A 23288-nucleotide genomic window follows, 5' to 3' on the forward strand; every position below is an offset into this window, starting at 1 on the left:
CTAGCATCAGTCGCAAAACTAGAATCGGTTCTAGTTTTTTGGCACTTGCTCACTGTCGAGAGGACGATCGATGCGCTTCACCTACGCGGAGGCGATGACCAACCCGGATTACTACATCCCCCTCGCTCAGGCTGCCGAAGCCGCCGGGTTCCACAGCATCACCGTGGCCGACAGCATCGCCTACCCGGCCGAGTCGGATTCGAAGTATCCCTACACCGCGGACGGCAACCGCGAGTTCCTCGACGGGAAGCCGTTCATCGAGACCTTCGTGCTGTCGGCGGCCATCGCGGCGGCCACCACCACGCTGCGTCAGACCCCGTTCGTGCTCAAGCTGCCGATCCGCCCGCCGGTGCTGGTCGCCAAGCAGGCCAGCTCGCTGGCCCGGCTGAGCAACAACCGCTTCGCGCTCGGCGTGGGCATCAGCCCGTGGCCGGAGGACTTCCAGATCATGGGCGTCCCGTTCGAGAAGCGCGGCAAGCGCATCGACGAGTGCATCGAGATCGTGCGCGGTCTGTCGACCGGTGAGTACTTCGAGTACCACGGCGAGTTCTACGACATCCCGAAGATCAAGCTCACCCCCGCGCCCACCGAGCCGCTGCCGATCCTGCTCGGCGGCCACAGCGACGCCGCGCTGCGCCGCGCGGTCCGCCTGTGCGACGGCTGGATGCACGCCGGCGGCAATGCCGAGGAGCTGGACAAGTACCTGGCCCGGATCAACGAGCTGCGCGCCGAGCGGGACCACAAGGGCGACTTCGAGATCCACGCGGTCTCCTACGACGGCTACACCCCCGACGGGGTGAAGCGCTGCGAGGAGAAGGGCATCACCGACCTGATCGTCGGCTTCCGCAACTCCTACGCCAAGGAGCAGGACACCGAGACCCTGGAAGAGAAGATCACCAAGATCAAGTGGTACGGCGACAACGTGATCGCCAAGCTGAGCTGAGCTCTCCCGCTCGGCGGCGGCTGATCACGCCTTCTTCGCGAAGCCCAGGTCGATCACGGCGTCGCGTTCGCCGACCAGTTCGGCGACGCTGTGATCGATTCGGGTGCGGGCGAATTCGCCGATCTCCAGATCCGGCACGATGGTGTACTCGCCGTCGGCGCAGGTCACCGGGAACGAGCTGATCAGCCCCTCGGGCACGCCGTACGAGCCGTCGGAGGGCACCGCCATCGAGGTCCAGTCGCCGGGAGCGGTGCCCAGCACCCAGTCGTGGATGTGGTCGATGGCGGCGCTGGCCGCACTCGCCGCCGAGGACGCGCCGCGCGCGGCGATGATGGCGGTGCCGCGCTGCTGGACGGTGGGCACGAAATCGCCGGTCACCCACGCGGGATCGTCGATGACGGCGAGCGCGTCGCGACCGCCGACGGTGGCGTACGCCAGATCGGGGTACTGGGTCGCGGAGTGGTTGCCCCACACGGTGATCCGCGCGATGTCGGCGGCCGCGGCCCCGGTCTTCTCGGCCACCTGCGCGATCGCGCGATTGTGGTCGAGGCGGGTGAGAGCGGTGAACCGCTCGGCGGGAACGTCGGGGGCGTTGTTCATGGCGATGTAGGCGTTGGTGTTGGCCGGGTTGCCGACCACCAGCACCCGGACGTCGTCGGCGGCGTTGGCATTGATGGCCGCGCCCTGATCGGTGAAGATCGGGCCATTGGCGGCCAGCAGGTCGGCGCGTTCCATCCCCGCGCTGCGCGGCCGCGATCCCACCAGAATGGCGATGTTGGCGCCCTCGAAGCCGAGCCACGGGTCGTCGGCGATATCGATTCCGGCCAGCAGCGGGAACGCGCCGTCCTCGAGTTCCATCGCGACGCCTTCGAGCGACCCGACGGCGGCGGGAATCTCGAGCAGCCGCAGGCGCACCGGCGTGGACTCCCCGAGCAGGGCTCCGGAGGCGATGCGGAAGAGCATGCCGTAGGCGATCTGCCCGGCGGCTCCGGTCACGGTGACGGTCACTGGCGCAACGTTGCTCACGGCGATCTCCTCGCGATAGCGGCTGATCTTGCTTCGACCCTATCGACGCTCACCGTGCGCGAGGCACGGCCGTGAGCAAAGGAACACCGGCCGTGAGACGGCATCACCGGCCGACCCCGTGCCCGAACCGCACGTCAGGGCGGGCATCGGCCAGATCGTCGTCAGCGGGCGATATCGGCGATATCGGAGTCGGCGAGGATGATCGACCCGGCTTCGTCGCGAGCGCGGACCAACCGGACGGCACGGTAGAGCGGGCGTTCCTCGGCATTGGCGTCGCGGGCCTCGGCGCGCAGTTGCTGGACCAGCATCCCGGAGATGGCCAGGGCGGCGGCGAGCGGGCATCCGGCCAGCGCGTCGGCGAGTTTGCGCAGGCCCAGAATGTGGAGTTCGCGCCCGCTGCCGGAGTCGCTGTAGATGGCCAGCGGCACGACCTGGGTGTCGGGTCCCGCGGTGGCGCGCAGCACGATGCGGCTGATCTTGCCGGGGTGGACCACGATCTCCACGGCGGTGGCCGCGGCCAGGTCCAGATGGCGTTCGCCGCGCCAGGTGCGGGCGTGGATGACGCTGCCGGACACGGTGATCCGGCGGCGTTGCACGGCCATGGCGTACAGAGCGGTCGGTGCGCCCAGGACCAGACCCGCCGCGAGGGCGGTCGGCCAGTGCACGAACAGCGCCATCAGCAGGCCGACCCCGATGCCGATGCCGAGCGCGGCGAGGGTGAGTTTGCGCAGCGCGGGGGCCAGCAGTTCGGGGGCGATCAGGTCGAGCCCGACCTCGCCGGATCCCGGCGTCGATTCATGAGTCACAGCAGTGCATTCGTCCAGGTATCGAGGGGTCGCGCGTACCGGCGGCACGCACCGCCCCGTGCGGAATATCAGCAGGCCTTAACCCAATACCCCGATTGACACCCGCCCACTCGCGAATTGGGCCGAGCGTTCCCGAGGCCGTAACAAACCGACCGCGCCATCCCGGGTATCCGGTCCGAGCCCGCGGCACCGGTCGCGGCCCCCGGCGGCGGATTCACGCACCGATACCGCTTCCGGGCGTCGAGTTCGGCCGGGCGCACAGGACCGCCGACCGGGCAGCCGGGCGGGTTCGGGCAGGCGGATCGGCGGGTACCCAGGGGCCGGCGACTCCTGCCCCCGGGACCTGCCTACGCGATCAATCCTGTTCGCCCGCAAGGGCGGCCGTGACCTGGGCGACGGCCTCGTCCAGCGGGATCTGCCGCTGTTCGCCGCTGCCGAGGTCCTTGAGCCCGATCTCGCCGTCGGCGACCTCGCGGTCACCCAGGACCAGCGCGAGCCGGGCGCCGGACTTGTCGGCGGCCTTCATCGCGCCCTTCATGCCGCGCCCGCCGTAGGCGAGGTCGGTGCGGATCCCGGCCTTGCGCAGGTCGGCGGCCAGCACCACCAGGCGCTGCTTGGCGACGTCGCCGAGCGGGATGCCGAAGACCTGCACGCGCGGCCCGTCGACGGCGGTCTTGCCCTCGGCCTCGAGCGCGAGCACGGTGCGGTCGACGCCGATGCCGTAGCCGATGCCCGACAGCGCCTGCCCTCCGAGTTCGGCCATCAGCCCGTCGTAGCGGCCGCCACCGCCGATGCCGGATTGCGCGCCGAGTCCGTCGTGCACGAATTCGAAGGTGGTCTTGGTGTAGTAGTCGAGCCCGCGCACCATGCGCGGGTTGACCACGTACGGCACGCCGAGCGCGTCGAGGTGGCCGAGCACCTGCTCGAAGTGGGTCTTGGCGGACTCCGACAGGTGGTCGATCATGAGCGGCGCGTTCGCGGTCATCTCCTTGACCTCGGGACGCTTGTCGTCGAGCACGCGCAGCGGGTTGATCAGCGCGCGGCGGCGGGTCTCCTCGTCGAGCGGGAGCTTCATGAGGAATTCCTGCAGCAGTTCCCGGTACTGCGGGCGGCAGGTCTCGTCGCCGAGGGAGGTGATCTCGAGCCGGAAGCCGTCGAGGCCCAGCTTGCGGAACCCGGCGTCGGCGATGGCGATCACCTCGGCGTCCAGGGCCGGGTCGTCGATGCCGATGGCCTCCACCCCGACCTGCTGCAACTGCCGGTAGCGGCCCTTCTGCGGGCGCTCGTAGCGGAAGAAGGGTCCGGCGTAGCAGAGCTTGACCGGCAGCGGGCCGCGGTCGAGGCCGTGCTGGATGACCGCGCGCATGACGCCCGCGGTGCCCTCGGGGCGCAGGGTGAAGCTCTCGCCGTTGCGGTCGGCGAAGGTCCACATCTCCTTGGAGACGACGTCGGTCGACTCCCCCACACCGCGCGCGAACAGGGCGGTCTCTTCGAAAACCGGCAGCTCGACATGCCCGTATCCGGCCAGTCGCGCGGTCTCCACCAGTCCGTCACGGACGGCGGCGAACTCCGCGGAGGTGGGGGGCAGATAGTCGGGGACCCCCCTCGGGGCACTGAAGCTGCTGGTCTTGGTCACGATTGTCAAGTTTCCACCACGGCCGCGCGACAAGTCCAACCGGTTACCGGCCCGGCCCTCATATGTAGGTTTTTCTCAGCGAATGCAGGTAATGTCTGCCGCGGCCGCTGGGCTGACGGGCTCGTTTGTGCTGACGGCCCCAGTCTGTACAGACATCAGATACCGACCGTTCACGGAGGGACAGTTAGTGCCGAGCAATGAACAGCGACGCGCTGCGGCGAAACGGAAGCTGGAGCGTCAACTCGAGAACCGGGCCCAGCGGGCGCGCAAGCGCAAGCAGCTCACCATCGCGGCGTCGGCGCTGGGCGTCGTGGTCGCCGTGGCGGCCGGTGTCGGCATCTACTTCCTGACCAAGGGCGATGACAACAGCACGAGCGCGAAGGCGTCCGAGACGCCCGACGCCTCGCTGACCGCCGCTCCCCCGCCGGCCGCGAAGGCCAAGCCGGCCTCGGTGAGCTGTGAGTACCGTCCGTCGCAGAAGCCCGCCGACAAGGCGGTGAGCGCGCCGGGCACGGCCAACATCACCACCGCCGGTCAGGTGACGGCCACCATGGACACCAATCAGGGCCCCATCTCCATGACCCTGAATCCGGGCGAATCCCCCTGCACGGTCAACAGTTTCGAGTCGCTGGCCAAGCAGAAGTACTTCGACGCGACCAGCTGCCACCGCATGACCACCGGTAAGGGTCTGCAGGTGCTGCAGTGCGGCGACCCGTCCGGCACCGGAATGGGCGGTCCCGGTTACGAATTCGACAACGAGTACCCGACTGACCAGTACGGGCCGACCGATCAGGCCGCGCAGTTCCCGGTCGAGTACAAGCGCGGCGTGCTGGCCATGGCCAACGCCGGCCCGGGCACCAATGGCAGCCAGTTCTTCCTGGTCTACGGCGATTCCCAGCTGCCGCCGCAGTACACCATCTTCGGCACGGTCGACGAGGCCGGGCTGGCCACCCTCGACAAGATCGCCAAGGGCGGCGTCGCGGGCGGCGGTCAGGATGGCAAGCCGGCCATGGACGTGAACATCCAGTCGGTCCAAATCAACTGACCAGCATGGTATTTCGGCCCCGGCGCGAATCGCGCCGGGGCCGTTGCTTTTCCGGCGAAAGTCTCGGGAAGGTCCCGTTGAACCTCTCGCCTAAGGCTTCCCTAACCAAAGAAAATCCTGAGTTTTCCCTCACCTGCCGGAATTGTGCGATATATGCTGGATCGCGACGCGCGCGTACGGCGGTATCGGAGTTTTCGCTGGTAATCTCGTAGAACGGAGTACCAAGGCGAAGTAAAGCCCACCGGGCAATCCCCACTCGGGCCGCCGCTTCGCCCCATGTTCTCCGGGTGTCCACGTTTGCAGGCGGGACGACCTATGCGCAACCACCGTTCGTATAGCGATGTCCGTGACGAAGCACCATCATCCACAGTGATCCAACTGCAGCATCGGGGAGCAGGCAATGGCCGAGGAACTCGACGACATCGGCCGCGAAACGGCGGCGATGATGAGGCAAATGTTGCAGCTCGCGACACTTGTCGCGCTGCGCACCCGGGAACGTGGCCAGAAGGAAGCGGAAGCGCGTGTGAGGGTCACCGAGGCCCGCCAGAAGGAAGGCCGCGAGCGCCGGTTGCGTGAGGCGGCCGATTCCAAGGCCCGCGACCCGCGTAACCGTGAACTCTCGCGAATCCTGGAGCGCCCCACACTCGAACGCGGTGGCGTGTCCCTCGAGAAGGATCGCTTCTCGGCGGCGACCGAGGCCTCCCGCATGGCCGCGCAGCAGGCCGGTCGCGGTGGCGCCCGGTACGACTCGGTGGAGCGGCGAACCGCTCTGGCACAGCATCTTTCGCGGATGGGCATCTCGCCGGAACTGCAGTCGGTGCGCATGCTGATGGAAGTCGGCCAGGCGCAATCCGCTCAGGACGCCGTGCGAATCCGCGAGCAGGAGGCGGCTCAGCGTCGCGTCCGCGAGCAGGAATCCCACGAGCGGGAGCGCGAACGCGCCCGCTCGCGCGAACGAGTCTGAGTATCAGTCGTTTCGGCCGTTGTGATGTGTACCGTGGCGGATCGCCTTGCGATCCGCCACGATTCGTTTCCGGGGCCTAGAGCGGGAACTCGCCCATGGTGGGGTTGCTGAACAGACCCTGCTGCGGCGACTTCAGCGGCAGCGGCGTCAGCATGTCCTTGTGCCCGTTGCGCACACTGCAGTACTTGAACGGGCCCTTGGGGTCGAACAGCTTCGCCATGTGCGGGTCGGCGTGGTCGAGGAACCACACGCTCAGTCCGGTCTTGCCGTCGTGGCGGAAGTGCTCCCACGCCCGCCACATGGCGTCCAGTCGCGCGACCGCCTCGGCGTGCTTCCACCATTCCGGACACCACACGGTGTCGCTGATGTCGGTCACCTGCCGGCGGTACACCAAACTCAGGTAGTTCTCGACGAACTCGACCACGCTCTGGTAGACCATGCGCTGCGGCTCGTCGGGACGACGGCCACGGGAGTCGTCGAAGGGGAAATTCTCGGGGTGCTGCTCGTCGCTCACAGCGGTCGGACCTCCTTGGGAGCCGCGACATCCGGGATTGTCTCTTTGATCAGCGCGGGACTGGTCAGATCATCGATGGTGGTCTTCTTCGTCGGTGACGGGTCGTGCGCCTCGATGGAACGCTCCACCGCGGCCGCGTCGGTGCCCTCCCACCACGGGACGGTGCGCAACAGCACCGCCGGTGTGCCGGAGGAGAACAGGATGGCGCGCCCGCGCGGCAGGGTGGCCAGGGCATGCGCGTTGAAGGTCCGCGAGGAGCTCAGCGAACGCGAATAGCTCTTGCCGCCCTTGGATTCCGACACCGACTGGGCGATCGAGTCGTAGTCGCCGATGGCCTCCGAGCGCTGTTGCAGGAAGGCCATGTCGTCGATGCCACTGCCGATCACCTTGATATTGGCCGCGCCCCACAGCGCTTCCATACCGTCGGGTCCCCAGCAGCGCGCACCCTGGGCCCAGGACTGCAGCACCGTCATCACCACGATGCCGCGAGATCCGAAGTGGCTGTACTGCTTCGGCAGATCCTTCCAGCGCACCACGTTCGCGGCCTCGTCGAGCGCGGCCAGCAGCGGCACCGGCAGGCGGCCGCCGGGAGAGCGGGACGCCTTGTGGGTGGCGACCTCGATGACCGCCGCGGTCAGCGCGCTCACCAGCGGCGCGGCCGAGCCCCGGCCTTCCAGGGACAAGCAGTACAGGGTGCCGTTGCCCTCCAGGAAGGCCAACTCGTCGAACGGTTCCCGGCCCCCGTTGGGGATGATCCACGGCTGGATGTGCGGCAGTTTCAGGCAGCGGATCATGGCCTTCGCGCCACCGAAGATGCCGTCGCGGGTGCGCACGTCGAGGTTGTACTGCCCGGCCAGACCCTCGGCCATGTAGTGCTTGGCGCTGCGGCGCAGGATTTCCACGGGCGTGGTGTCGAGCGGGTTGTTCACCCATTCCCACGCGCGCAGGATATTGCTGCCCTCCAGGCCCGCGGCCAGGAACAGCGCCGCGAGCAGGTCCTCGGCTTCGGGATCGAAGTAGGAGTCCGCGCCACCGCCCGCCGAGGGGCTGCCCTCGGCGTCGGAGAAGTGCCCGGCCAGGCTGACCGCGCGCACCTCGGCGCCGGGGCGATGCACGTCGACCCAGGCCAGCGGATCCCAATACCACTGGGGTTCCTGCTGGGCCTGCCAGTCGTGCGAATCCGGGGCCACCCCTTGCGGATCGAAGACGAAGATCGGAGAACCCTTGCCCGCGCGCACATCCCGGGTGGCGTCGACGACGTCCCGCTTGTTGGAGGTGACGACCACCGGGCCGATGGCGGCCAGCACCGCCGGGATGACCCGGGAGGTGGTCTTGCCCTGCCGCGGACCCCAGATGTCGACCTGCAGGTCCTCGTAGGAGCCGTACATCATCTCGCCGTCGGCGACCGACATGCCGATCGGAATGCCCGGCACCAGCGCGTCTCCCGGCCGCATGAGCGAACCGGGGATGACCTTGTCGCCGGTGAGGTGGGTGTGCAGTGGCACGCCCATCTTCCCGGCCTTCTCCCGCACGCCGGCCAGGGTGAGCGCCTTGATCGCGCCGCCGGACCCCATGTGGTCGGCCTTGTCGTCGATGGCCAGGCGGCCCTTCTTCGAGGCCTCGGCACGGTGGCGCTTGTAGTACACCCAGCCCGCCGTCCCCGCGACCACCAGCAGCACGATGACGGTGGCGGCCGTGGGCCAGCGCACCTGACCCTTGATCAGGTTGACGACGATAGCGATCGGATTGATCGGCAGGTTCTGGCGCGGGGAGCTGAGCAGATTGCCCAGTTGAACTGCCAGCCACAGGGTTCCGAAGATATAGAAACCCGCGTACACGAGGTGCAGGGTGCGGTCTGGACCCGGATCGGCCGGGTCCTGCACCGGTGTCTTCGCCATCTCTATCCTCCTGGGATGACCTGTGAGTCGTTGCCGCTCAACGGAATTCGTCCAGCAGCCAGCTACCGCCGGGGCCACGCACGACGGTGGCGACGACCGTGGCCGGGGGTAGCTTTTCCCGCCTGCCGTCCGGGTGGACGACCGTCTGCTCGATACCGATCTTGTACTGCTGCCGGTTCGGGTCGGCGCCCGCGGGCGCCTTCTCGCCGGAGGCGAAAGCGAACGCCTCGACGTGCGCGTTCTCCTTGGCCCATTCGGCCCACCGCAGCGTCGGACGCGGTGTGTCCACGGCGGTGGACGGGCTGTCCAGGGTGCGGATCAGGGTGGGGCCCAGCCATTTCCGGGCACGGCGCAGCGCGTCGCCCTCGGATTCGGTGGCCGGGTTCCAGGTGTAGATCTGCTGTAGCGCCGCCACCGCGACCCCGTCGGGGGTGGTGGGGTCGGGCGCGGGCGCGACCTCCAGCAACCGGGTGGTGGTCGTGGGCGCTTGCCCGGCAGGCGGATTCGAGCCGCCGCCGTTCGAGCCGCCGCCGGAACAGGCGGTGGCCAGCATCGTGACGCTCACCACCAGCATCACCACCCCAATCGGACCACCCTTCCAGGCTAGTCTCCGGGTGCGGCGCGCGCGCCATACCAGCCGGTTTCGGTGCTCGGCGTGTCCAGCCCCGTTGCGGCCGTTCGGGTCTTCGTCGCGGCAGCGGCTCATGTGCCGCGCTTGGCGTCGTGGAGGGTTTCCACCAGCGAGCGATTCATCTCCGCGGCCGCGGCCAGCTGTTGTTGCAGCAGCGCCACCTTGCGACGCAAGGCGACCGCGTCCATCCGCTCTAGGCCGGGGGTCTCGGCCGCTCGCACCCAGTTGCGCACCGAATTGGTGTGCACGCCGATCTGTTCGGCCACCACCCGGCACGCCTCGGATTCCGAGCGCAGCTTGCCGGTCAGCGCGATGACCTGTTCGACCGCGGCCTGCCGGACCTCCGGCGACACTCTTCGATACGACCGGTGCGGCATCATGCGGCGCTCCCCTCGTCCGAGCCGGAGTCCGTGCCCGCGCCGCGGGTGGCGGTGGTCTCGGTGAATTCGCTGAAACGCTGGTTGGTGTCGTGGATTCCGCTCTCCCGCTCGGAGATGGTGAACTCCATGTGGAACGGGATGCCGGGGCGGCGGTCCTCGCCGATCTTGAGCAGGAACTTGCCGGTGCCGGGCGCGGGCGGGCGCTGCTGGCCCGGTTTGAGCGCCTCACCGGTGAGCGCCTGCGGCGCGGACCAGCTGGTCACCATGTCCTCCTCGGCGGAGGTGAAGGGCACGGTGGAATCCAGACGTGCGATCTCCTCGGCCGGCAGCGCGCCGAAGATCTTGGCGCGCGCGCGTTCCAGGAAGCCGAGCGCCTTGGCGATGGCGGCCTCGGAACCCAGCGCCTGCAGGTCCTTGATGGTGTGGCTGATCATGATCAGCGAGGTGGCGATGCCGCGCTGCAGACGGGTGAGCTCGTCGACGCGGTCGACCATGAAGTCGCCCAGGCCCAGCACCTGCCACAGCTCGTCCATCACGACCTGGAAGTAGCGCTGTGGGCCCAGGTCCGCGTCGGCCAGCACGTGCGCCGCCTCCACGGACGCGAAACCGTCGGCCCAGCAGGCCAGCATGACGGCGGCCTTCAGTTTCTTGTCGCCCGTGGGGATGTGGGAGACGTCGATGCAGACCGCGGTCGCGGTGGTGTCGATGGGAGTCGTGGTGCGGCCGTTGAAGATCGCGCCGAACGGGCCCTGGGTCAGCGCCCGCAGCGAGCGGCGCAGCTCCTTGATGGCCTCGGCGTACTCCTCCTCGTCGTCGGCGCCCGCGTCGAGGCGCAGTTCGTCGCCGCCGGCGACCACCACGTCGAGCAGGTCCTCCATGATCGGCGGGTTCTCCGGGGTGAAGCCGCTGCCTTCGCGGTAGAGGATGCGCAGGCTCGTGGAGATCAGGGTCTCCTCGAAGTCGCGCACCCGCTCACCGCGCACCAGCTCCACCAGACCGGCGACCAGGCTGACCTGGCGCGCCCGCATCTCCTGCATGACCTGGGTCTGCAGTTCCGGGGACTCGTGCAGCAGCGGCACGATCGAGCCCAGCACACCGGCGGCGAGCGGATTCAGTTTGCCGTGGCCGTAGCCCAGGTCGATGACCTGGCCGCCGACCAGCTCCACCAGTTTGCGGTAGTCGGGCTTGACGTCGGCCAGCACCAGCGGCGTGATGCCCTGCGCGACACCGCCCAGCACGATCCGGCGCACCAGCGAGGACTTGCCGAAACCGTTGAGGCCCAGCACGAACAAGCTCGGCGCGGTGATGAAGCTGCCGCGCATGAACCAGTTCATCGGGTCGAAGCAGACCGGCGCGCCGGTATGCAGGTGCGAACCCAGCGGGGTGCCGATGAGCGGCGCGCCCGCGCCGACCGACCACGGCCACAGGCCCGCGACCTGCGCGGTGGTGGCGCGATACTCGACCGGACGGCCGACCACGTTCATCCGCCCGCCACCGGCGCCGATATAGCCGCGGTCGGTGAGTTGTGCGGTGGTCCGGTCGAATTCGTCGTAGTTGCCGTACTCGATGCGCTCGGCCCGCGCCGCGAAGTTGCGCCGCCGCAGGTCGTCGGTGTGCAACCGGAAGGTGGCCCAGGCCGCCTTGATCCCGTTGCCCTCCCGCGCGGTCACCTCCAGCTTGGCCCGCTGGGCGTCGTCGAGCAGCTTCGGACCGGACTGCTTCTTCTTGGCCGCCGCCTTGCGCGCCGCGGCGCGCTTGGCCGCCGCCTCCCGCTCGGCCTGATCGAGGTCCTTGTCCCGCTTGTCCTTCCGGAGTCCGCCGCGCCCGCGCTCCTCCGCGGTGGACCGCTCAGGGCGTCCATTACGCGTGGGCCGGGTGCGCGCCGGCCGCTCCGCCGACTCGCCCTCGGGCCGCGCCGATCGCGCCCGCCCGGGCGTTCCGGTGCGGCCACCCAGATGCACGCGATCCGGGTCGGTCGCTCGGCCGCGTCCTTCGGAACCGCTGCCGCGCCGCGCGTCCCGCTCGCCGTCACCGCGCCGCGCGTCTCGCTCGCCGGTGCCGCGTCGCTCCCGCGGGAGGTCACCCTCGCCGCGCCGGTGACCGTCAGCGCCTCGGTGGCCGTCAGTGCCTCGGTGGCCGTCCGCGCTGCGGCGGTCACGCCCTGGATCACCGTCAGCACCGCGATGGCCGTCTGCGCCACGGCGATCACGTCCGGGATCTCCATCGGTACGCCGACGTTCACGCCCGCGTTCACCGTCCAGGCCGCGCCGTTCACGGCCGGTGTGGGCCTCGCCGTCACGCCGTCCACGCGCGGAGTCGGTCTCGGTGCTCCGGCGGTCACGCCCGTCGCCGCTCTCGACGCCGCGCCGGGTGCGGCGGGGATCGTCGTCAGCGGGGCGTTCGCGGCGTGAGCGCTCGCCGGTCTCCGCGCGGCGCGCCGTGTCGCCACCGGGTTCCACGTCACGAGTCCGCTTGCGGTCCATGCGATCCCCCTCGGTCCGTTCCGGCCCGCGCGCCCGCCCGCGTTCCGCGGCCACGTCCCCGGAGTCCGCGCCGTCGCGCACCGCTGCTCCCGGATCCGTCGCACCGCGCACCGCGAGCTCCCGCCCACGGGACACAGCGCCACCTGCCGACGGCTCGGACGCACGGCTGTCACCGAGGGCCGCGCTCGAATCGGTGTTCTCGGCACCGGGTTCGAGCGCGGGCAGGGCCGGAAGCCGCCGCTTCGGCGACGTACCGCTCCGCTCCCCAACGATGTCGTCGCGACCGGTCGGTTCGACCGTCCCGGAAACCTCCTGCGTGCCACGGGTTGCCGTGGCCGCCCGGGATTCCACCGGGTCCGGCCCACCGGCTTCCACGCGCACTCCGGACGGCTCGAACCTGCCATGGTCCGCCGATGGGCCCGGTTCCCCGGCCCGATCGCCGAGTCCGGGTGTGGGAATGACCGATTCGGCACGATCGAGCGCAGCCTGACCGCTGGTCGAGTGCGACTCCGGCTGCCCGTGTCCCTGGCCTGCGGCTAGTTCCGCGACCGGGACCGGATCGTCCTGTCGCGCACCGAGAGCCGCGTTGTCCCAGGCTCCGCTGTCGGCGCGGCGCACCTCGCCTCCGTCGGCACCGGACTGCGCGGCGTTGTCCGCGAACTCCGCCGAGTAGTCGATCGGGGTGTCGCGGCGGAGCATGCGGCGGTCCGGGAGGGTGCCGCGGCGGGGGCGATGCTCGTCGCGCATGACGCGGGAGCCGGTGGGCGGGTAGGGGTCCGCGTCGTCATAGGGTTCGACGGGGGCCTGCTCCCGCCGCGAGCCGCGGCGCGCAGGGGGTGGCGCGGCGTCGCGTTCGCGGACGGGCGGGTCGAGGTCACGTGACATGGTGGGTTACCCCGCGAGTGCTTTCGGGATGGTGGCGTGTTCGGGGAGGATCACCCCGCAGCCGAGGGAGGCCGCGAAGGCCGCGGCCTGATAGCGGTAGCAGCGGCGGATCTTCAAGCGGGCCTGGGTCGACAGGTCCCGGGTGATCGACTCGATGCGGGGCAGGTCGCCGCGCAGCGGTTCGGTGATGGTGACCAGCGCGCCGAAGCGGGTGACGCCGTGGCCGCGGGCCTGCTCCTCGCGGGCCTGCTGGGTGGCGCCGACACGCAGGGTGGCCGCCGCGGACACTACGCCGCGCTCGGATTGCTGTGCGACGAGGGCGTTCTTGTAGTCGTCGTCCACGATCTGGGCGGCGTCACCGGCCGAGTGCGGGCGGTAGACGATGGTGATGCGCTTGCGCGGCACCTCCGGATTCGGTGCGAGCAGCCGCTGCAGCACGCGTTCGTCGACCGCGCCCTCGGGGGCGGTGTCCATCTCCCAGGTGACCGAGCGGCCGCCGTCGTGGATGAAGTGGTCCCAGCGCTCCTCGTGCGACACCGGTCCGGCGTCGGCCCAATCCAGGCCGTGCCCACCGGGTTCGCCCGCCGCCACCTCGAGGTCGGCCTGCGCGGCCGGGTCGTAGCTGCGGCGGATGAAGGAGATGATGTCGTCGGCGGCCATGGGCTGGCAGCGCACGCCCGCCTCGGCCAGCGCCGCGCAGATGCCGGGCAGGCGGCGGCCGATCTCGACCGCCTCCTCCGCCGGATTCTTGCGCCGCTCGGCGGTGGTCGCCTTGAAGGTGATGGCCACGCGCGGCAGCAGCTGCACCCGTTCCTGCGGCAGTTCGGTGGCCAGCTCGTACATGACCTGCTGGGCCAGATCGGGCGCCTCGGGCCGGGTGATGGCGGAAACCTCGGTGAGCAAACGGTTTCCGGTCTCGGGCACGGTGTCGATGACCGGCACCACCGCCACGATGTCGGAGGTCTGGCCCAGCGAGGCCAGGAAGGTGCCCCACGCGCCGACCCAGCGGTCGATGACCGGCTGGTCGACGGCCTCGTGGCCCTGCGGCCAGGCCCGCAGCACGACCGTGTACTGGGCGAACTGCGGTAGGTGGATCATGCCGAAGCTGTAGCCGCCCGCGTCGATGCCTTCGTACAGGCGCGACGGGGCCATCAGCCCGGGCAGCCGGGTGACGCCGCCGGGGATCCGCGAGAAGCGCCCGCCCCGGTACACGTGCTCGCCCTTGGACCGGCCGCGCAACCAATGGAACATCATCAATCCGTTCTCGTAGCCGGAGCGGCCCCCCGTCCGCCACACCAGTGGAACCATCACGACCGTGCCGATGCCCGCCACCACGGCGGCCGGTTGCGGACCGGCCACCAGCGCCGTCAGCAGCGCGGTGATGACGACGGCGAATCCGACCACGGTCTCGCCCCAGCGCAGGCCGAAAAGGCCGGCGCTGCGGGGCTTCTGCCACAGTCCGTACGAGCGCCGCTCGTAGGTGTCGGTCATCGTCATCGCGGGATGGTGCTCCTGCCGAGGTCGGGTGCGCGGTTGGCCCAGCGGTCACCGGCGACGTCGCCCGCGGTCGATTCGGCCTTGCCCAGCGAGGCGGTCGCCGCCCGGGCCTGCGCGACCCGGCTCGCCACCGCGGACGCGCCTGACGGTACTGCGCCACCGCCGCCTTGGGCCGCAGGACTCGCGGCCGCGCCGCCACCGGCGGGACGCGGCGGTGGAGTCGGGCGCGGCGCGCCGCCGCCACCCGGGCCGCCGCCGGGACCGGGCCGGGGCCGTCCGCCCCGGCCGCCGCCGACATATCCGGCCGCGCCCGGACCGGCGACCCCGCGCGGGGCCACCGCGCGCGAACCGACCGCGCCGAGCGCCGCGATACCGACCAGGGTGCCGGTGGTCGCGGCCAGACCCGAACCGCCGGAACCGACGATGGCCACCTCACCCGCGGTCGCCAGACGCATGAGCGCGGGCAGCACGAACGCCACGGTGCCCAGCAGCACGATGGCGACCAGCATGCGCTGGGCCTCGTCGGCGTCGGGCAGGTTCGCGGTGCCGGTGCGGTCGTCGGTGACGCCCGCGGTGGTGAAGGCGATCATGTAGACGATCGCGGCGACCGGCTTGTACAGCATGAACGCGATGATCCAGCGAATCAGCTTGTTGTAGGACGACATTCCGATGCCGGTGCCCGAACCCGCGGCGGCCAGCGGCAGCACGCCCGCCGCGACCACCAGCATGCCCTGGCGCACGATGGCCAGCACGATCTGGGCGAGCGCCCCGAGCAGGCCGACGATGGCGATGATCAGCACCAGACCCGGCGAGAACGCCTGCAGCTTGGAGGTTTTCACCATCAGCTCGGCCATGTTCTTGGCATTGCCGTTGGTGGAGTCGTTGATCACCCACTCGGAGAACTTGTCCGAGGCCTGGGTGGCGGCCACGATCACCGCGCCCAGCATCCAGGAGCTGAACACCACCCGGGCGAACATCCAGAACGAGTCCGTGGCCTGGTCGACCGCGGCCCCGCGTCTGGCTCGCGCCAGTTTCAGGCCGGTGAGTATCACCGAGGTCATCAGGAACAGGATCTGGACTTGATAGGTGTAGTCGTTGATCTTCGTGAAAAGTGTTCCGGCGTCACTGACTCTCTCGTTCGGGATCTTCATCCAGAACGTGAGCGCCAGGATCAGTGCCTCACCGAGACCACTCATCAGCGAGTCCACGACCTTGCCGAAGGTGGAGTCCCACGCCTTGTCGCGCACGGTGTTGGCCACCTCGTTCGGGTGGGTGGCGACATTGCCGGCCTTGCACGCGGCCGAGGCCGCGTCGCCGAGCGAGATGCCGGGCACGCCCAGTCCGTCGAGTGAGTCGTGTAATTCGTTGCAGGCCTGGTCGAAACCGTAGGTCTGGCCGTAGGCCACCGTCGGGGTCGCGATCATGACGGTGAATACGACCGCGAGAATCGTGACTAGCCGCCTCAGCATGTGGTCCACCTCTCGATGGGTCGCGATGCCATATCTTCTGTTGTCACCTGGGGAGCTGTTGTCGTCACCAACGGGTCCACCCCGCCAGCGAATCCACGTACTCGGTCTGCGAAGTCCGCGACGTGGAGGGTTTGAGCCGCCAGTCGCCGGCGTCCCAGACCATGATCAGGCGCACCGCCGCCCACAACTGCCGGCTGTCGACGACGGGCCCGCGCGCGGCGAGCCGCACGATGGCCATGTCGTCGGCATAGTTCTCGACCTGGAAGCCGTCGGGGGCGACCAGGTAGCGGGTCACCTTCTCGGGCTGCTGTTTCGGCAGCCGCTGATCGGCCAGCGCCTGGTCGTAGGCGGTGAGCTGTTCGGCGGGCACGCGTACCTGCCGCACGTACAGCTCCCGGTCCGCGGGCCGGGCGTTGAGCCGGTAGGTGATCTGCGCCGCCGCCAGGGCCGCGCCCTGCGGGGTGTGCGAATACCCCACGGCCAGGCCGTTTTCCAGGCGCGCCGGGCCGTCGGACGTGGAGAAGGGGACCGACGCCCCGTACACCCGCTGCCAGCCGTGCGGGTCGGTGATGCCCAGCGGCGCCGCGGTCAGCCAGTCGGTGTCGGTGGCCTTGCGCTGCTTGCCGGGTTCCTGCGGCAGGGGCTGGCCCGCCGTGTTGTTGGGGATGTCGATGCGGCGGCCGAACAGATCCACCTCGGGCGAGGCGAATCCGGTGGCGCCGGTGTCCGAGGTCGCCGGCGTCGCGCCGGGGTCGGGTTTGGCGCTGGGCTTGGCGTCACCGTGCCCGAAGTAGACCACCAGGCCGGCGATCAGGATGACCGCCACCAGGGCGGCCGAGGCGATCACGCCGAACGAGACGCCGTCGCGCTCGGGCGACTCCTTCTCGCTCATCGCAATGCCTCCACGGTGTCGTTTACAAGAGCATGTGTGCGGGTGGTCAATTCAGCTGACCGGCCCCTCAGGTCGGCAGCAGGGCCAGCGCGATGCCGCTGGCCGAGGTCGCCATGATCGCGCCCAGCAGGCTCATCACCACCCCGTGCGTCGCTTCGTTGGCCGCCAGGTCGCCGCGGAACGCGTACCACAGCCGGCCCGCCGCCAGGATCATCCAGGCCAGGCAGAACAGCAGGACGCACCACAGCAGCCAGTCGATGAGCTGCATCATCGGCCGGAGCACATCGGCCGGCATCTGTTTGTAGGCCAGAACGGCCACCGCGTCCGCGCGGGTGGAGAGCGCGGCGTGCAGGGCCTGCGGCACCAGCGCGGCGGGCATTAGGTGATCACTGCGTTCATGATCGTGCCCGCGCTGGTCGCGACGATGCCTCCGATCATCGCGCCGGCCACCATCTTCGGGGACTCCAAACCGCCTCCCGTCCACTTCTCCCAGGCGAACCGGCCACCGGCGTAGGTGATGCCCAGGATTCCCGACAACAGTACGAACCAGGTGAAGTACCGAACCAGTTTCAGCAACTTGTCCGACGCGGGCGGCGCCTCGGGGGTCGGATTACCGACCTGGGCGAGGATCTGACCGTACGCGTCATGTACGGCGAGGAGCATGCTCATTGTCTGTCCTTCTCCAAAAGCGAACTGCTAGTAACAATCTCGCCGATCACCGGCCCCGCCGTCCAACCGGAGGCAGCGCCTACTTCGGAAATCTTTCCAGCACAATGCAATCCAAGGGTGTTCATGATCACTCCCCCCGGTCCGCGAACACGTCGCGGGGGGAGTCGAGCGCGTCCTGGGCGGCGGCCACGATGCCCGCGCCCAAATCCCGCACAGCCTGCGTAACCTCTTCCAACGGATCGGGTTTGCGCTTGCGCTGCACCGGCGGCGGGTCGCCGGGCGACCAGACGGGCAACTGGTCGGCTTCGACCAGCGTCCACTCCTCGTGCCAGGGCAGTTGCCACACCTGACCGGCCAGCGAACCGACCACGTCGCGGTAGCGGCGGATCTCGGCGGGCATCCGGCCCGGGCGCGCGGCCACGGTGATCAGCCCGAGCACCTCACACGAACCGGCCAGTCCGGCGTGATGCTGGCGCAGCAGGTCGTGGGCGCGGGTGAGCCCGGCGATGGTCTCGCGGGCCACCAGCACCACGAACGGGGACTCCCGTTCGAAGACGCCGGGCCAGCGCCGGTACGAATCCGCCGCCGGCGCAAGCACATGCGCGAGGGTGGTCGCGCCCGCGCCGCCGTGCACGCCGAGCAGCCACACCAGTGGCGCCCGGCCGCCACCGGGTACGGGTCGGTCCCACAGGGGTGCGCGGCGGGCTTCCGGTGGTGGCACCACACCGGCCGCGAGAGCGGCCCCTGAATCGATGTTCCGGTCGGCGGATCGGCGTTCCTTCATGGCTGCGGTCATGATGCCACTCCAGCAAGCAGGCGGCGATACGCGCGGCGTGTCTCGGCGGCCAGCTCGCTGTGCCGCACCAGCTCCCCCCGCGCGAGGTGTGCGTCATAGGGTATCTCGACGATCTCGTTCACCCAACCGTCCAGATGCTCGCGCAAATGTTCAGCGATTCGAGAATCGCTGGCAGGCAACTGATGTGAGACAACGATCGTGGTGTCGCCGACAATTCCGTCGCCGGGGCCCTCGCCCTGCCCGCCAAACTGGTCGTCGAGCCACTCCAGGGTGACGCGCAGCCGGTTGGCGGCGTCCACGCGCGCCGGAATCGCCAGCACCAGTGCGATATCGGCGTCCTCGAGCAGCGGACGCAGGTGCCGGCTGGCGATCGGATTGCCGCCGTCGTAAACCGGGGTGTACCCGGACTCCCCCAGGGCGCGGGCCACGGTCAGGTAGGTGGCGCGGCGGCGCAGCGGCGCGGGATCGCGCCACAGCAGCCCGATTCCGGATGTCGCCCGCGAGAGGCACTCCTTGAGCGGCGCGGGCTCGTCGTCGCCGCGGCCGTAGAGCCAGTCCTGCAGGCTGATCGGACTCAAATGCTCGTCAGCGCCTCGCAGCGCCAGATCGCTGCCCGCGAAAGTGCCGTCCACGGCCACGGTTCGGTCACCGGCGGCGCCCAGCTCCCCCGCGATGCCGAGCACGGTGGTCGTCGTCCCGGCACCACCGCAGCCTCCCACCACCAGAATCGGGCGCGGGGCGGGTCCGGACTCACCGGAATCGCCACGGCGCTTGCGCAAGCGCACCACCGGAGTCTTGGAACGCGCGGCACGACCCGACGATTCGCCCACTTCGGGCACCTCGTCGAGCCAGCGGCTCCAGTCCTGATCCATTGTCTCCGCTCTCTTCTTATCCGGCCGGAACGCCCGCGGTGGGTCCATGGTCGCCGATGATCGCGGGGGCCGTCATCTCGTTGTACGCCGCCGCGACCGCGATCGGGTGAGAACCGGCTCCGGCGCCGGGTTCGCCGAGGGATTGCGCTGCGCCGCCATGGGAATTCAGCACATACAGGGCAACCGCGCCGACGATGGCCAGCAAAACAATGGCAACGATCAGGAAGGCGAGCGTGAGCAGCCGCCGATCCGGGAGTCGTTGGGCGAGTGCGGGTTCGGGGGTCTCGAAGGTCTCACGCCACTGCGCGGTGGTGTCGACGGCCGGGATGACGGGTTCACCACTGTCCGTGGGGAATTCGATCACGGTGTTGCCGCGGTAGCGCGGCGGCGGCGTGTAGGAGGCGGTCTCGCCGGTCTCGGTCATCCAGTCCGACCAGGTGCCGTCGAAGCGATTGTGCCGCAGCACCGATTCGGGAACCGGCGGCAGTTCGACCTCGGGCTCGGTGTCGTGAATGTAGTGCGGGTAGCGGGCCGGGCCGGCGCTCTCGTCGAAGGCGGGCGTCTCGGGGGCCGCATCGCGACCGGGCGGTTCGGGGGTGGCCGGGTCGAGGGACGGGTACCAGCGCGATTGTTTTTTGTACGACTTCAACATTCCCGCTGCGGGCACGTCGCTCGGCATCGTCTGACCCTCTCGGCGGTCGGTCGTGGCTGACGGTGTGTTGTCGTCGGTGATCGGTGGTACCGGGTGAGTCCGCCGGAACCACGTCGCCACCGGCTCCGCGTCCGAACGGTCCCGATCGGAAATTCTCTCGCATGAACAGGATTCCAACGACTCGACGCGCCGGACGACACTCCGTTCAATCCGCGCGTGCGCGCGAGTAGCAGGGTTCGTACGGTCTCGTGAACGCCACGCCGACGGGGCGGTCTTCCCTGCGATCCGAGCGGAATCTACATTAACAAGACCAAGAATTTTGGAGGATTTGTGAAGACAGCAGATATCGTCGCGGTTGTGACCGGCGGCGCGTCGGGACTGGGCATGGCCACCGTGCGGGAACTGCACTCGGCCGGCGCGAAGGTCGTTATCCTCGACCTTCCCTCGTCCGACGGCAAGGCTTTCGCCGAAGAACTCGGTGACCGCGCGGTGTTCTCCCCCGGCGACGTCACCAGCGAGGCGGACGTGAGCGCCGCGCTGGATGCCGCTCAGGCACTCGGCACCCTGCGAATCGCGGTGAACTGCGCGGGAATCGGCAATGCCGTCAAGACGGTCGGCAAGCAGGGCGCGTTCCCGCTGGAGGCGTTCTCCAAGATCATCAACGTTAACCTGATCGGCACGTTCAACGTGATCCGCCTGGCCGCCGAGCGCATGTCCGCGGTCGAGGAGGCCGACGGCGAGCGCGGCGTCATCGTCAACACCGCCTCGGTCGCGGCGTACGACGGCCAGATCGGCCAGGCCGCCTACTCCGCCTCCAAGGGCGGCATCGTCGGCCTGACCCTGCCGGTCGCCCGCGACCTGGCCTCGTACAAGATCCGCGTCATGACCATCGCGCCGGGTCTGTTCCACACCCCGCTGTTCGCGACCCTGCCGCAGCAGGCCATCGACGCGCTCGGCGCGCAGGTGCCGCACCCCTCGCGCCTGGGCGACCCGGCCGAGTACGCCGCGCTGGTCCGCCACATCGTGGAGAACCCGATGCTCAACGGTGAGGTCATCCGCCTCGACGGCGCGATCCGCATGGCCCCGCGCTAAGCAGCGGAACGGGTGGATGGATCAGGCGTGTGCCGCCTGTTCCATCTCCCAGGGGGCCTGCGGCAGCACCGCACCGGTCTCCAGCAGTGACTTGAGGTTGGCCAGCACGGCGGGCCAGCCGCTCGAAATGCCTTGTAGCATTTCCTCGTTCGGCAGATTCTCGTGGGTGACGGTGAGCCGGACGATATCCTGGTGCGGCTCGATCAGGAACGTCACCACCGACGGCGAGCGCTCCTCCTGCGGTGAGTCCTCGAACGTGACGACCAGGCGGGTGGGCTGGTCGGCCTCGAGCACGGTGCCGACGACGTCGAGCTTGCCGGAGCCGTCGACGCGGCGGTGCTCCCAGCGCGAACCCTCCTGCCAGTCCGACACATTGGCGTGGCCCCAGTACTGGGCGGTCAGATCGGCGTCGGTCAGGGCCTTCCACACCTGCTCGGCGCTGGCGCGGATATAGGTGACGTAGACGTAGTTCGGCACGGTGGTGGTCATCGCGTACTCCTCTGCCTGGTTCTTGATGGCGCGCAGGACATCCAGCCGGGGGCGGTCGAAAACGGAGATCCAGCGCTGTTCGATGTCGTGAATCGGGGTCGGATTGATGTAGTGCACCCGTTCGCGGCCACGGCGTAGCACGGTGACCAGCCCCGCCCGCTCGAGAATGTCGAGGTGCTGGGTCACCGATTGCCGGGCCATCGCGACCCGTTCGCACAGTTCCCGCAGCGTCTGACCATTGTGCTCACGCAGCCGGTCGAGCAGCTGCCGCCGAGTGGCGTCGGCCAGAGCCTTGAAAACCGTGTCCATGTCGGGTTCGGGTTGCACGGCTCAAATTATGCAGGCATTTACCTGCATAAGTCAACGGGAGTGGCGCACACGCCGGGGACGCACCCCCGATTACGTGGGAATTTCCTTCTCGGACATGACAATCCGCGTTTCAGCGGTCAAGATGGTCAACGGCCTTCAGCCGAACCGACATCGTTGTCTCTTCAGCGCCTCCTGCCGTGGCGCGGACAGGAGTGCCCGTGGCGACCACGCCGCAGCCCTCACACCCCGTGCCCGCGGGCGGGGATCCCGCATCCGCGGTGAGCCCCGCGTCCTCGGTGATCGTGGAGACGATCCCCCCGGCCCGCATCGGGACCCGGCTCGTGCACCCCGTCCTGCGCACCACGCTGCAGCAGTTCCTGCGCGCCGGGGCCTGGGTCGCCGACCTGGGACCGCGTCCGGCCAACCTGATCTTCCGGGTGACCCGGTTGTCCGAGCAGCCCGCCCGGGTCATGGGCACCCCGCGCGGCACCCGTCGCGAGACCCTGCGCTTCGAGCACTTCGAGGCCGAATGGCTGTGGAGCGCACCGGTTCCCGATCCACGCGTGGACCGCGACGCCGCCATCCTCTACCTGCACGGCGGCGCGTTCATCGCGGGCGGCCTGCACAGCTACCGCCGCCACACCGCGCGCCTGGCCGCGCTGAGCGAGCTGCCGGTGCTGACCGTGGACTACCGCCAGCTGCCCGACGCGCACCCCAACGAGAGCCTCGCCGACGCGCTCACCGCGTACCGGCACCTGCTCGACGAGGGCTTCCCGCCGGAGAAGATCATCGTGGCCGGCGATTCCGCGGGCGGCGGGCTGGCATTGCGGCTGGCGCTCACGCTGCGTGAGCGGGAGCTGCCGTTGCCGGTGGCGCTGTCGGTCACCTCGCCGTGGGCCGATTTCGACTCCACCGCCCGTCTCGCGCACCCGAACAGCCGTGACGACGCGGTGCTGCCCGCGCTCGGGCCGGACATGGTGGTGCGCCGCGGTATCGCGGTGGACGGGGAGCTGGATCCGGCGTGGTCGGTGGTGAATCACGACTTCACCGGTCTGCCACCGATCTTCCTGCAGGTCGGGTCCCGGGAGATGCTGCTGACCGACGCGCTCGCGGTGGCGCGCCGGGCCGAGGCGGCCGGGGTGTCGCTGCGCCTGCAGATCCGGCCCAGCGCGCCGCACACCCTCATCCACCTGGGCGCGGATCTGCTCGCCGACGGCCGTGATGCCGCCCGCGACGCGGCCGAGTTCCATCGTGCGATGATCGATCCGGGTCGCCTCGGCCGCAGCGCGGCCTGATCGCGAACACCGGCGGCCAGCCCCGATCCCGCGATCCGAGAGGCT

General features: G+C 69.6%; 22 protein-coding genes and 1 pseudogene. 6 read left to right on the forward strand and 17 right to left on the reverse strand.

Going from position 1 to position 23288, the window contains the following annotated elements; translation table 11 throughout:
- Positions 1-49 precede the first annotated feature (49 nt).
- Positions 50-943: pseudogene (locus ACWEOI_RS18035) on the forward strand (TIGR03619 family F420-dependent LLM class oxidoreductase); the annotation flags it as partial.
- Positions 944-967: 24 nt separating this feature from the next.
- Here ACWEOI_RS18035 and ACWEOI_RS18040 read toward each other — a convergent pair.
- The 3 genes from ACWEOI_RS18040 to hisS form a co-directional block, all read right to left on the reverse strand.
- On the reverse strand, positions 968-1969 hold the full coding sequence (locus ACWEOI_RS18040; protein WP_433672732.1) for a malate dehydrogenase: 1002 nt from the start codon (positions 1967-1969) through the stop codon (positions 968-970).
- A 161-nt stretch (positions 1970-2130) separates the two neighbouring features.
- Positions 2131-2775 carry a hypothetical protein gene (locus ACWEOI_RS18045; protein WP_433672731.1) on the reverse strand — a complete coding sequence of 215 codons (645 nt, stop codon included), beginning with the start codon at positions 2773-2775 and terminating at the stop codon, positions 2131-2133.
- A 355-nt stretch (positions 2776-3130) separates the two neighbouring features.
- Positions 3131-4411 carry a histidine--tRNA ligase gene (gene hisS / locus ACWEOI_RS18050; protein ID WP_452360311.1) on the reverse strand — a complete coding sequence of 427 codons (1281 nt, stop codon included), beginning with the start codon at positions 4409-4411 and terminating at the stop codon, positions 3131-3133.
- Between the two features lie 187 nt (positions 4412-4598).
- Here hisS and ACWEOI_RS18055 point away from each other — a divergent pair, with 187 nt between their 5' ends.
- Positions 4599-5456 carry a peptidylprolyl isomerase gene (locus ACWEOI_RS18055; RefSeq protein ID WP_452360312.1) on the forward strand — a complete coding sequence of 286 codons (858 nt, stop codon included), beginning with the start codon at positions 4599-4601 and terminating at the stop codon, positions 5454-5456.
- Positions 5457-5856: 400 nt separating this feature from the next.
- On the forward strand, positions 5857-6420 hold the full coding sequence (locus ACWEOI_RS18060) for a hypothetical protein (RefSeq protein ID WP_433672728.1): 564 nt from the start codon (positions 5857-5859) through the stop codon (positions 6418-6420).
- A 76-nt stretch (positions 6421-6496) separates the two neighbouring features.
- Here ACWEOI_RS18060 and ACWEOI_RS18065 read toward each other — a convergent pair whose 3' ends face one another.
- From ACWEOI_RS18065 to ACWEOI_RS18085, 5 genes are all read right to left on the reverse strand, one after another.
- Positions 6497-6934, reverse strand: a complete 438-nt coding sequence (locus ACWEOI_RS18065) for a DUF4913 domain-containing protein (RefSeq protein ID WP_357083489.1) — start codon at positions 6932-6934, stop codon at positions 6497-6499.
- Positions 6931-8832, reverse strand: coding sequence for a type IV secretory system conjugative DNA transfer family protein (locus tag ACWEOI_RS18070; RefSeq protein WP_357083492.1), 1902 nt, complete (start codon positions 8830-8832; stop codon positions 6931-6933). Before ACWEOI_RS18070 ends, ACWEOI_RS18065 begins: the two co-directional genes overlap by 4 nt.
- A gap of 37 nt (positions 8833-8869) precedes the next feature.
- On the reverse strand, positions 8870-9406 hold the full coding sequence (locus ACWEOI_RS18075; protein WP_379278708.1) for a hypothetical protein: 537 nt from the start codon (positions 9404-9406) through the stop codon (positions 8870-8872).
- 128 nt (positions 9407-9534) lie between these two features.
- A complete protein-coding gene (locus ACWEOI_RS18080; protein WP_357100470.1) occupies positions 9535-9843 on the reverse strand; it encodes a transposase in 309 nt (102 codons plus the stop codon).
- The gene (locus ACWEOI_RS18085; RefSeq protein WP_452360313.1) at positions 9840-11804 is read right to left on the reverse strand and encodes a hypothetical protein; all 1965 of its coding nucleotides are present in this window, start codon (positions 11802-11804) and stop codon (positions 9840-9842) included. The genes ACWEOI_RS18080 and ACWEOI_RS18085 overlap by 4 nt, the downstream gene beginning before the upstream one ends.
- Here ACWEOI_RS18085 and ACWEOI_RS18090 point away from each other — a divergent pair.
- The gene (locus ACWEOI_RS18090) at positions 11799-12254 is read left to right on the forward strand and encodes a hypothetical protein (protein WP_452360314.1); all 456 of its coding nucleotides are present in this window, start codon (positions 11799-11801) and stop codon (positions 12252-12254) included. The two genes, ACWEOI_RS18085 and ACWEOI_RS18090, sit on opposite strands and share 6 nt — an antisense overlap.
- 963 nt (positions 12255-13217) lie before the next feature.
- Here the strand turns inward: ACWEOI_RS18090 and ACWEOI_RS18095 are convergent.
- The 8 genes from ACWEOI_RS18095 to ACWEOI_RS18130 form a co-directional block, all read right to left on the reverse strand.
- Positions 13218-14708: an SCO6880 family protein gene (locus tag ACWEOI_RS18095; RefSeq protein ID WP_357083503.1), complete on the reverse strand. Its 1491-nt coding sequence runs from the start codon at positions 14706-14708 to the stop codon at positions 13218-13220.
- A complete protein-coding gene (locus ACWEOI_RS18100; RefSeq protein WP_433672726.1) occupies positions 14705-16177 on the reverse strand; it encodes a hypothetical protein in 1473 nt (490 codons plus the stop codon). The genes ACWEOI_RS18095 and ACWEOI_RS18100 overlap by 4 nt, the downstream gene beginning before the upstream one ends.
- A gap of 64 nt (positions 16178-16241) precedes the next feature.
- Positions 16242-17069: a hypothetical protein gene (locus ACWEOI_RS18105; protein WP_379278698.1), complete on the reverse strand. Its 828-nt coding sequence runs from the start codon at positions 17067-17069 to the stop codon at positions 16242-16244.
- Between the two features lie 67 nt (positions 17070-17136).
- Positions 17137-17448, reverse strand: coding sequence for a hypothetical protein (locus tag ACWEOI_RS18110; RefSeq protein WP_357083512.1), 312 nt, complete (start codon positions 17446-17448; stop codon positions 17137-17139).
- Positions 17448-17738, reverse strand: coding sequence for a hypothetical protein (locus tag ACWEOI_RS18115; RefSeq protein ID WP_213556317.1), 291 nt, complete (start codon positions 17736-17738; stop codon positions 17448-17450). Before ACWEOI_RS18115 ends, ACWEOI_RS18110 begins: the two co-directional genes overlap by 1 nt.
- Positions 17739-17865: 127 nt before the next feature.
- Positions 17866-18534: a hypothetical protein gene (locus ACWEOI_RS18120; protein WP_433672725.1), complete on the reverse strand. Its 669-nt coding sequence runs from the start codon at positions 18532-18534 to the stop codon at positions 17866-17868.
- Complete coding sequence (locus tag ACWEOI_RS18125) at positions 18531-19406, reverse strand: MinD/ParA family ATP-binding protein (RefSeq protein WP_433672724.1); 876 nt, start codon at positions 19404-19406, stop codon at positions 18531-18533. Before ACWEOI_RS18125 ends, ACWEOI_RS18120 begins: the two co-directional genes overlap by 4 nt.
- A gap of 16 nt (positions 19407-19422) precedes the next feature.
- Positions 19423-20085 carry a hypothetical protein gene (locus ACWEOI_RS18130; protein ID WP_433672723.1) on the reverse strand — a complete coding sequence of 221 codons (663 nt, stop codon included), beginning with the start codon at positions 20083-20085 and terminating at the stop codon, positions 19423-19425.
- 303 nt (positions 20086-20388) lie between these two features.
- Here ACWEOI_RS18130 and ACWEOI_RS18135 point away from each other — a divergent pair, with 303 nt between their 5' ends.
- On the forward strand, positions 20389-21150 hold the full coding sequence (locus ACWEOI_RS18135) for a 3-hydroxyacyl-CoA dehydrogenase (RefSeq protein ID WP_433672722.1): 762 nt from the start codon (positions 20389-20391) through the stop codon (positions 21148-21150).
- Between the two features lie 21 nt (positions 21151-21171).
- On the opposite strand, the gene ACWEOI_RS18140 is transcribed toward ACWEOI_RS18135, so the two are convergent.
- Complete coding sequence (locus ACWEOI_RS18140) at positions 21172-21948, reverse strand: ArsR/SmtB family transcription factor (RefSeq protein ID WP_452360647.1); 777 nt, start codon at positions 21946-21948, stop codon at positions 21172-21174.
- Between the two features lie 218 nt (positions 21949-22166).
- Between ACWEOI_RS18140 and ACWEOI_RS18145 the strand changes: the two genes are divergently transcribed.
- Positions 22167-23243, forward strand: coding sequence for an alpha/beta hydrolase (locus tag ACWEOI_RS18145; RefSeq protein WP_452360315.1), 1077 nt, complete (start codon positions 22167-22169; stop codon positions 23241-23243).
- The last annotated feature ends 45 nt before the right edge of the window (positions 23244-23288 follow it).

This window comes from Nocardia sp. NPDC004340 (assembly GCF_053602575.1).

Coding starts and splice junctions, on each gene's coding strand:
- ACWEOI_RS18130 (WP_433672723.1), bottom strand. CDS start 20,085: ATGCCGAGCGACGTGCCCGCAGCGGGAATGTTGAAGTCGTACAAAAAA.
- ACWEOI_RS18110 (WP_357083512.1), bottom strand. CDS start 17,448: ATGCCCGCCGCGCTGGTGCCGCAGGCCCTGCACGCCGCGCTCTCCACC.
- ACWEOI_RS18090 (WP_452360314.1), top strand. CDS start 11,799: ATGCACGCGATCCGGGTCGGTCGCTCGGCCGCGTCCTTCGGAACCGCT.
- ACWEOI_RS18125 (WP_433672724.1), bottom strand. CDS start 19,406: ATGGATCAGGACTGGAGCCGCTGGCTCGACGAGGTGCCCGAAGTGGGC.
- ACWEOI_RS18060 (WP_433672728.1), top strand. CDS start 5,857: ATGGCCGAGGAACTCGACGACATCGGCCGCGAAACGGCGGCGATGATG.
- ACWEOI_RS18120 (WP_433672725.1), bottom strand. CDS start 18,534: ATGACCGCAGCCATGAAGGAACGCCGATCCGCCGACCGGAACATCGAT.
- ACWEOI_RS18140 (WP_452360647.1), bottom strand. CDS start 21,948: ATGGACACGGTTTTCAAGGCTCTGGCCGACGCCACTCGGCGGCAGCTG.
- ACWEOI_RS18095 (WP_357083503.1), bottom strand. CDS start 14,708: ATGACGATGACCGACACCTACGAGCGGCGCTCGTACGGACTGTGGCAG.
- ACWEOI_RS18070 (WP_357083492.1), bottom strand. CDS start 8,832: ATGGCGAAGACACCGGTGCAGGACCCGGCCGATCCGGGTCCAGACCGC.
- ACWEOI_RS18100 (WP_433672726.1), bottom strand. CDS start 16,177: ATGCTGAGGCGGCTAGTCACGATTCTCGCGGTCGTATTCACCGTCATG.
- ACWEOI_RS18115 (WP_213556317.1), bottom strand. CDS start 17,738: ATGAGCATGCTCCTCGCCGTACATGACGCGTACGGTCAGATCCTCGCC.
- ACWEOI_RS18075 (WP_379278708.1), bottom strand. CDS start 9,406: ATGCTGGTGGTGAGCGTCACGATGCTGGCCACCGCCTGTTCCGGCGGC.
- ACWEOI_RS18080 (WP_357100470.1), bottom strand. CDS start 9,843: ATGATGCCGCACCGGTCGTATCGAAGAGTGTCGCCGGAGGTCCGGCAG.
- ACWEOI_RS18105 (WP_379278698.1), bottom strand. CDS start 17,069: ATGAGCGAGAAGGAGTCGCCCGAGCGCGACGGCGTCTCGTTCGGCGTG.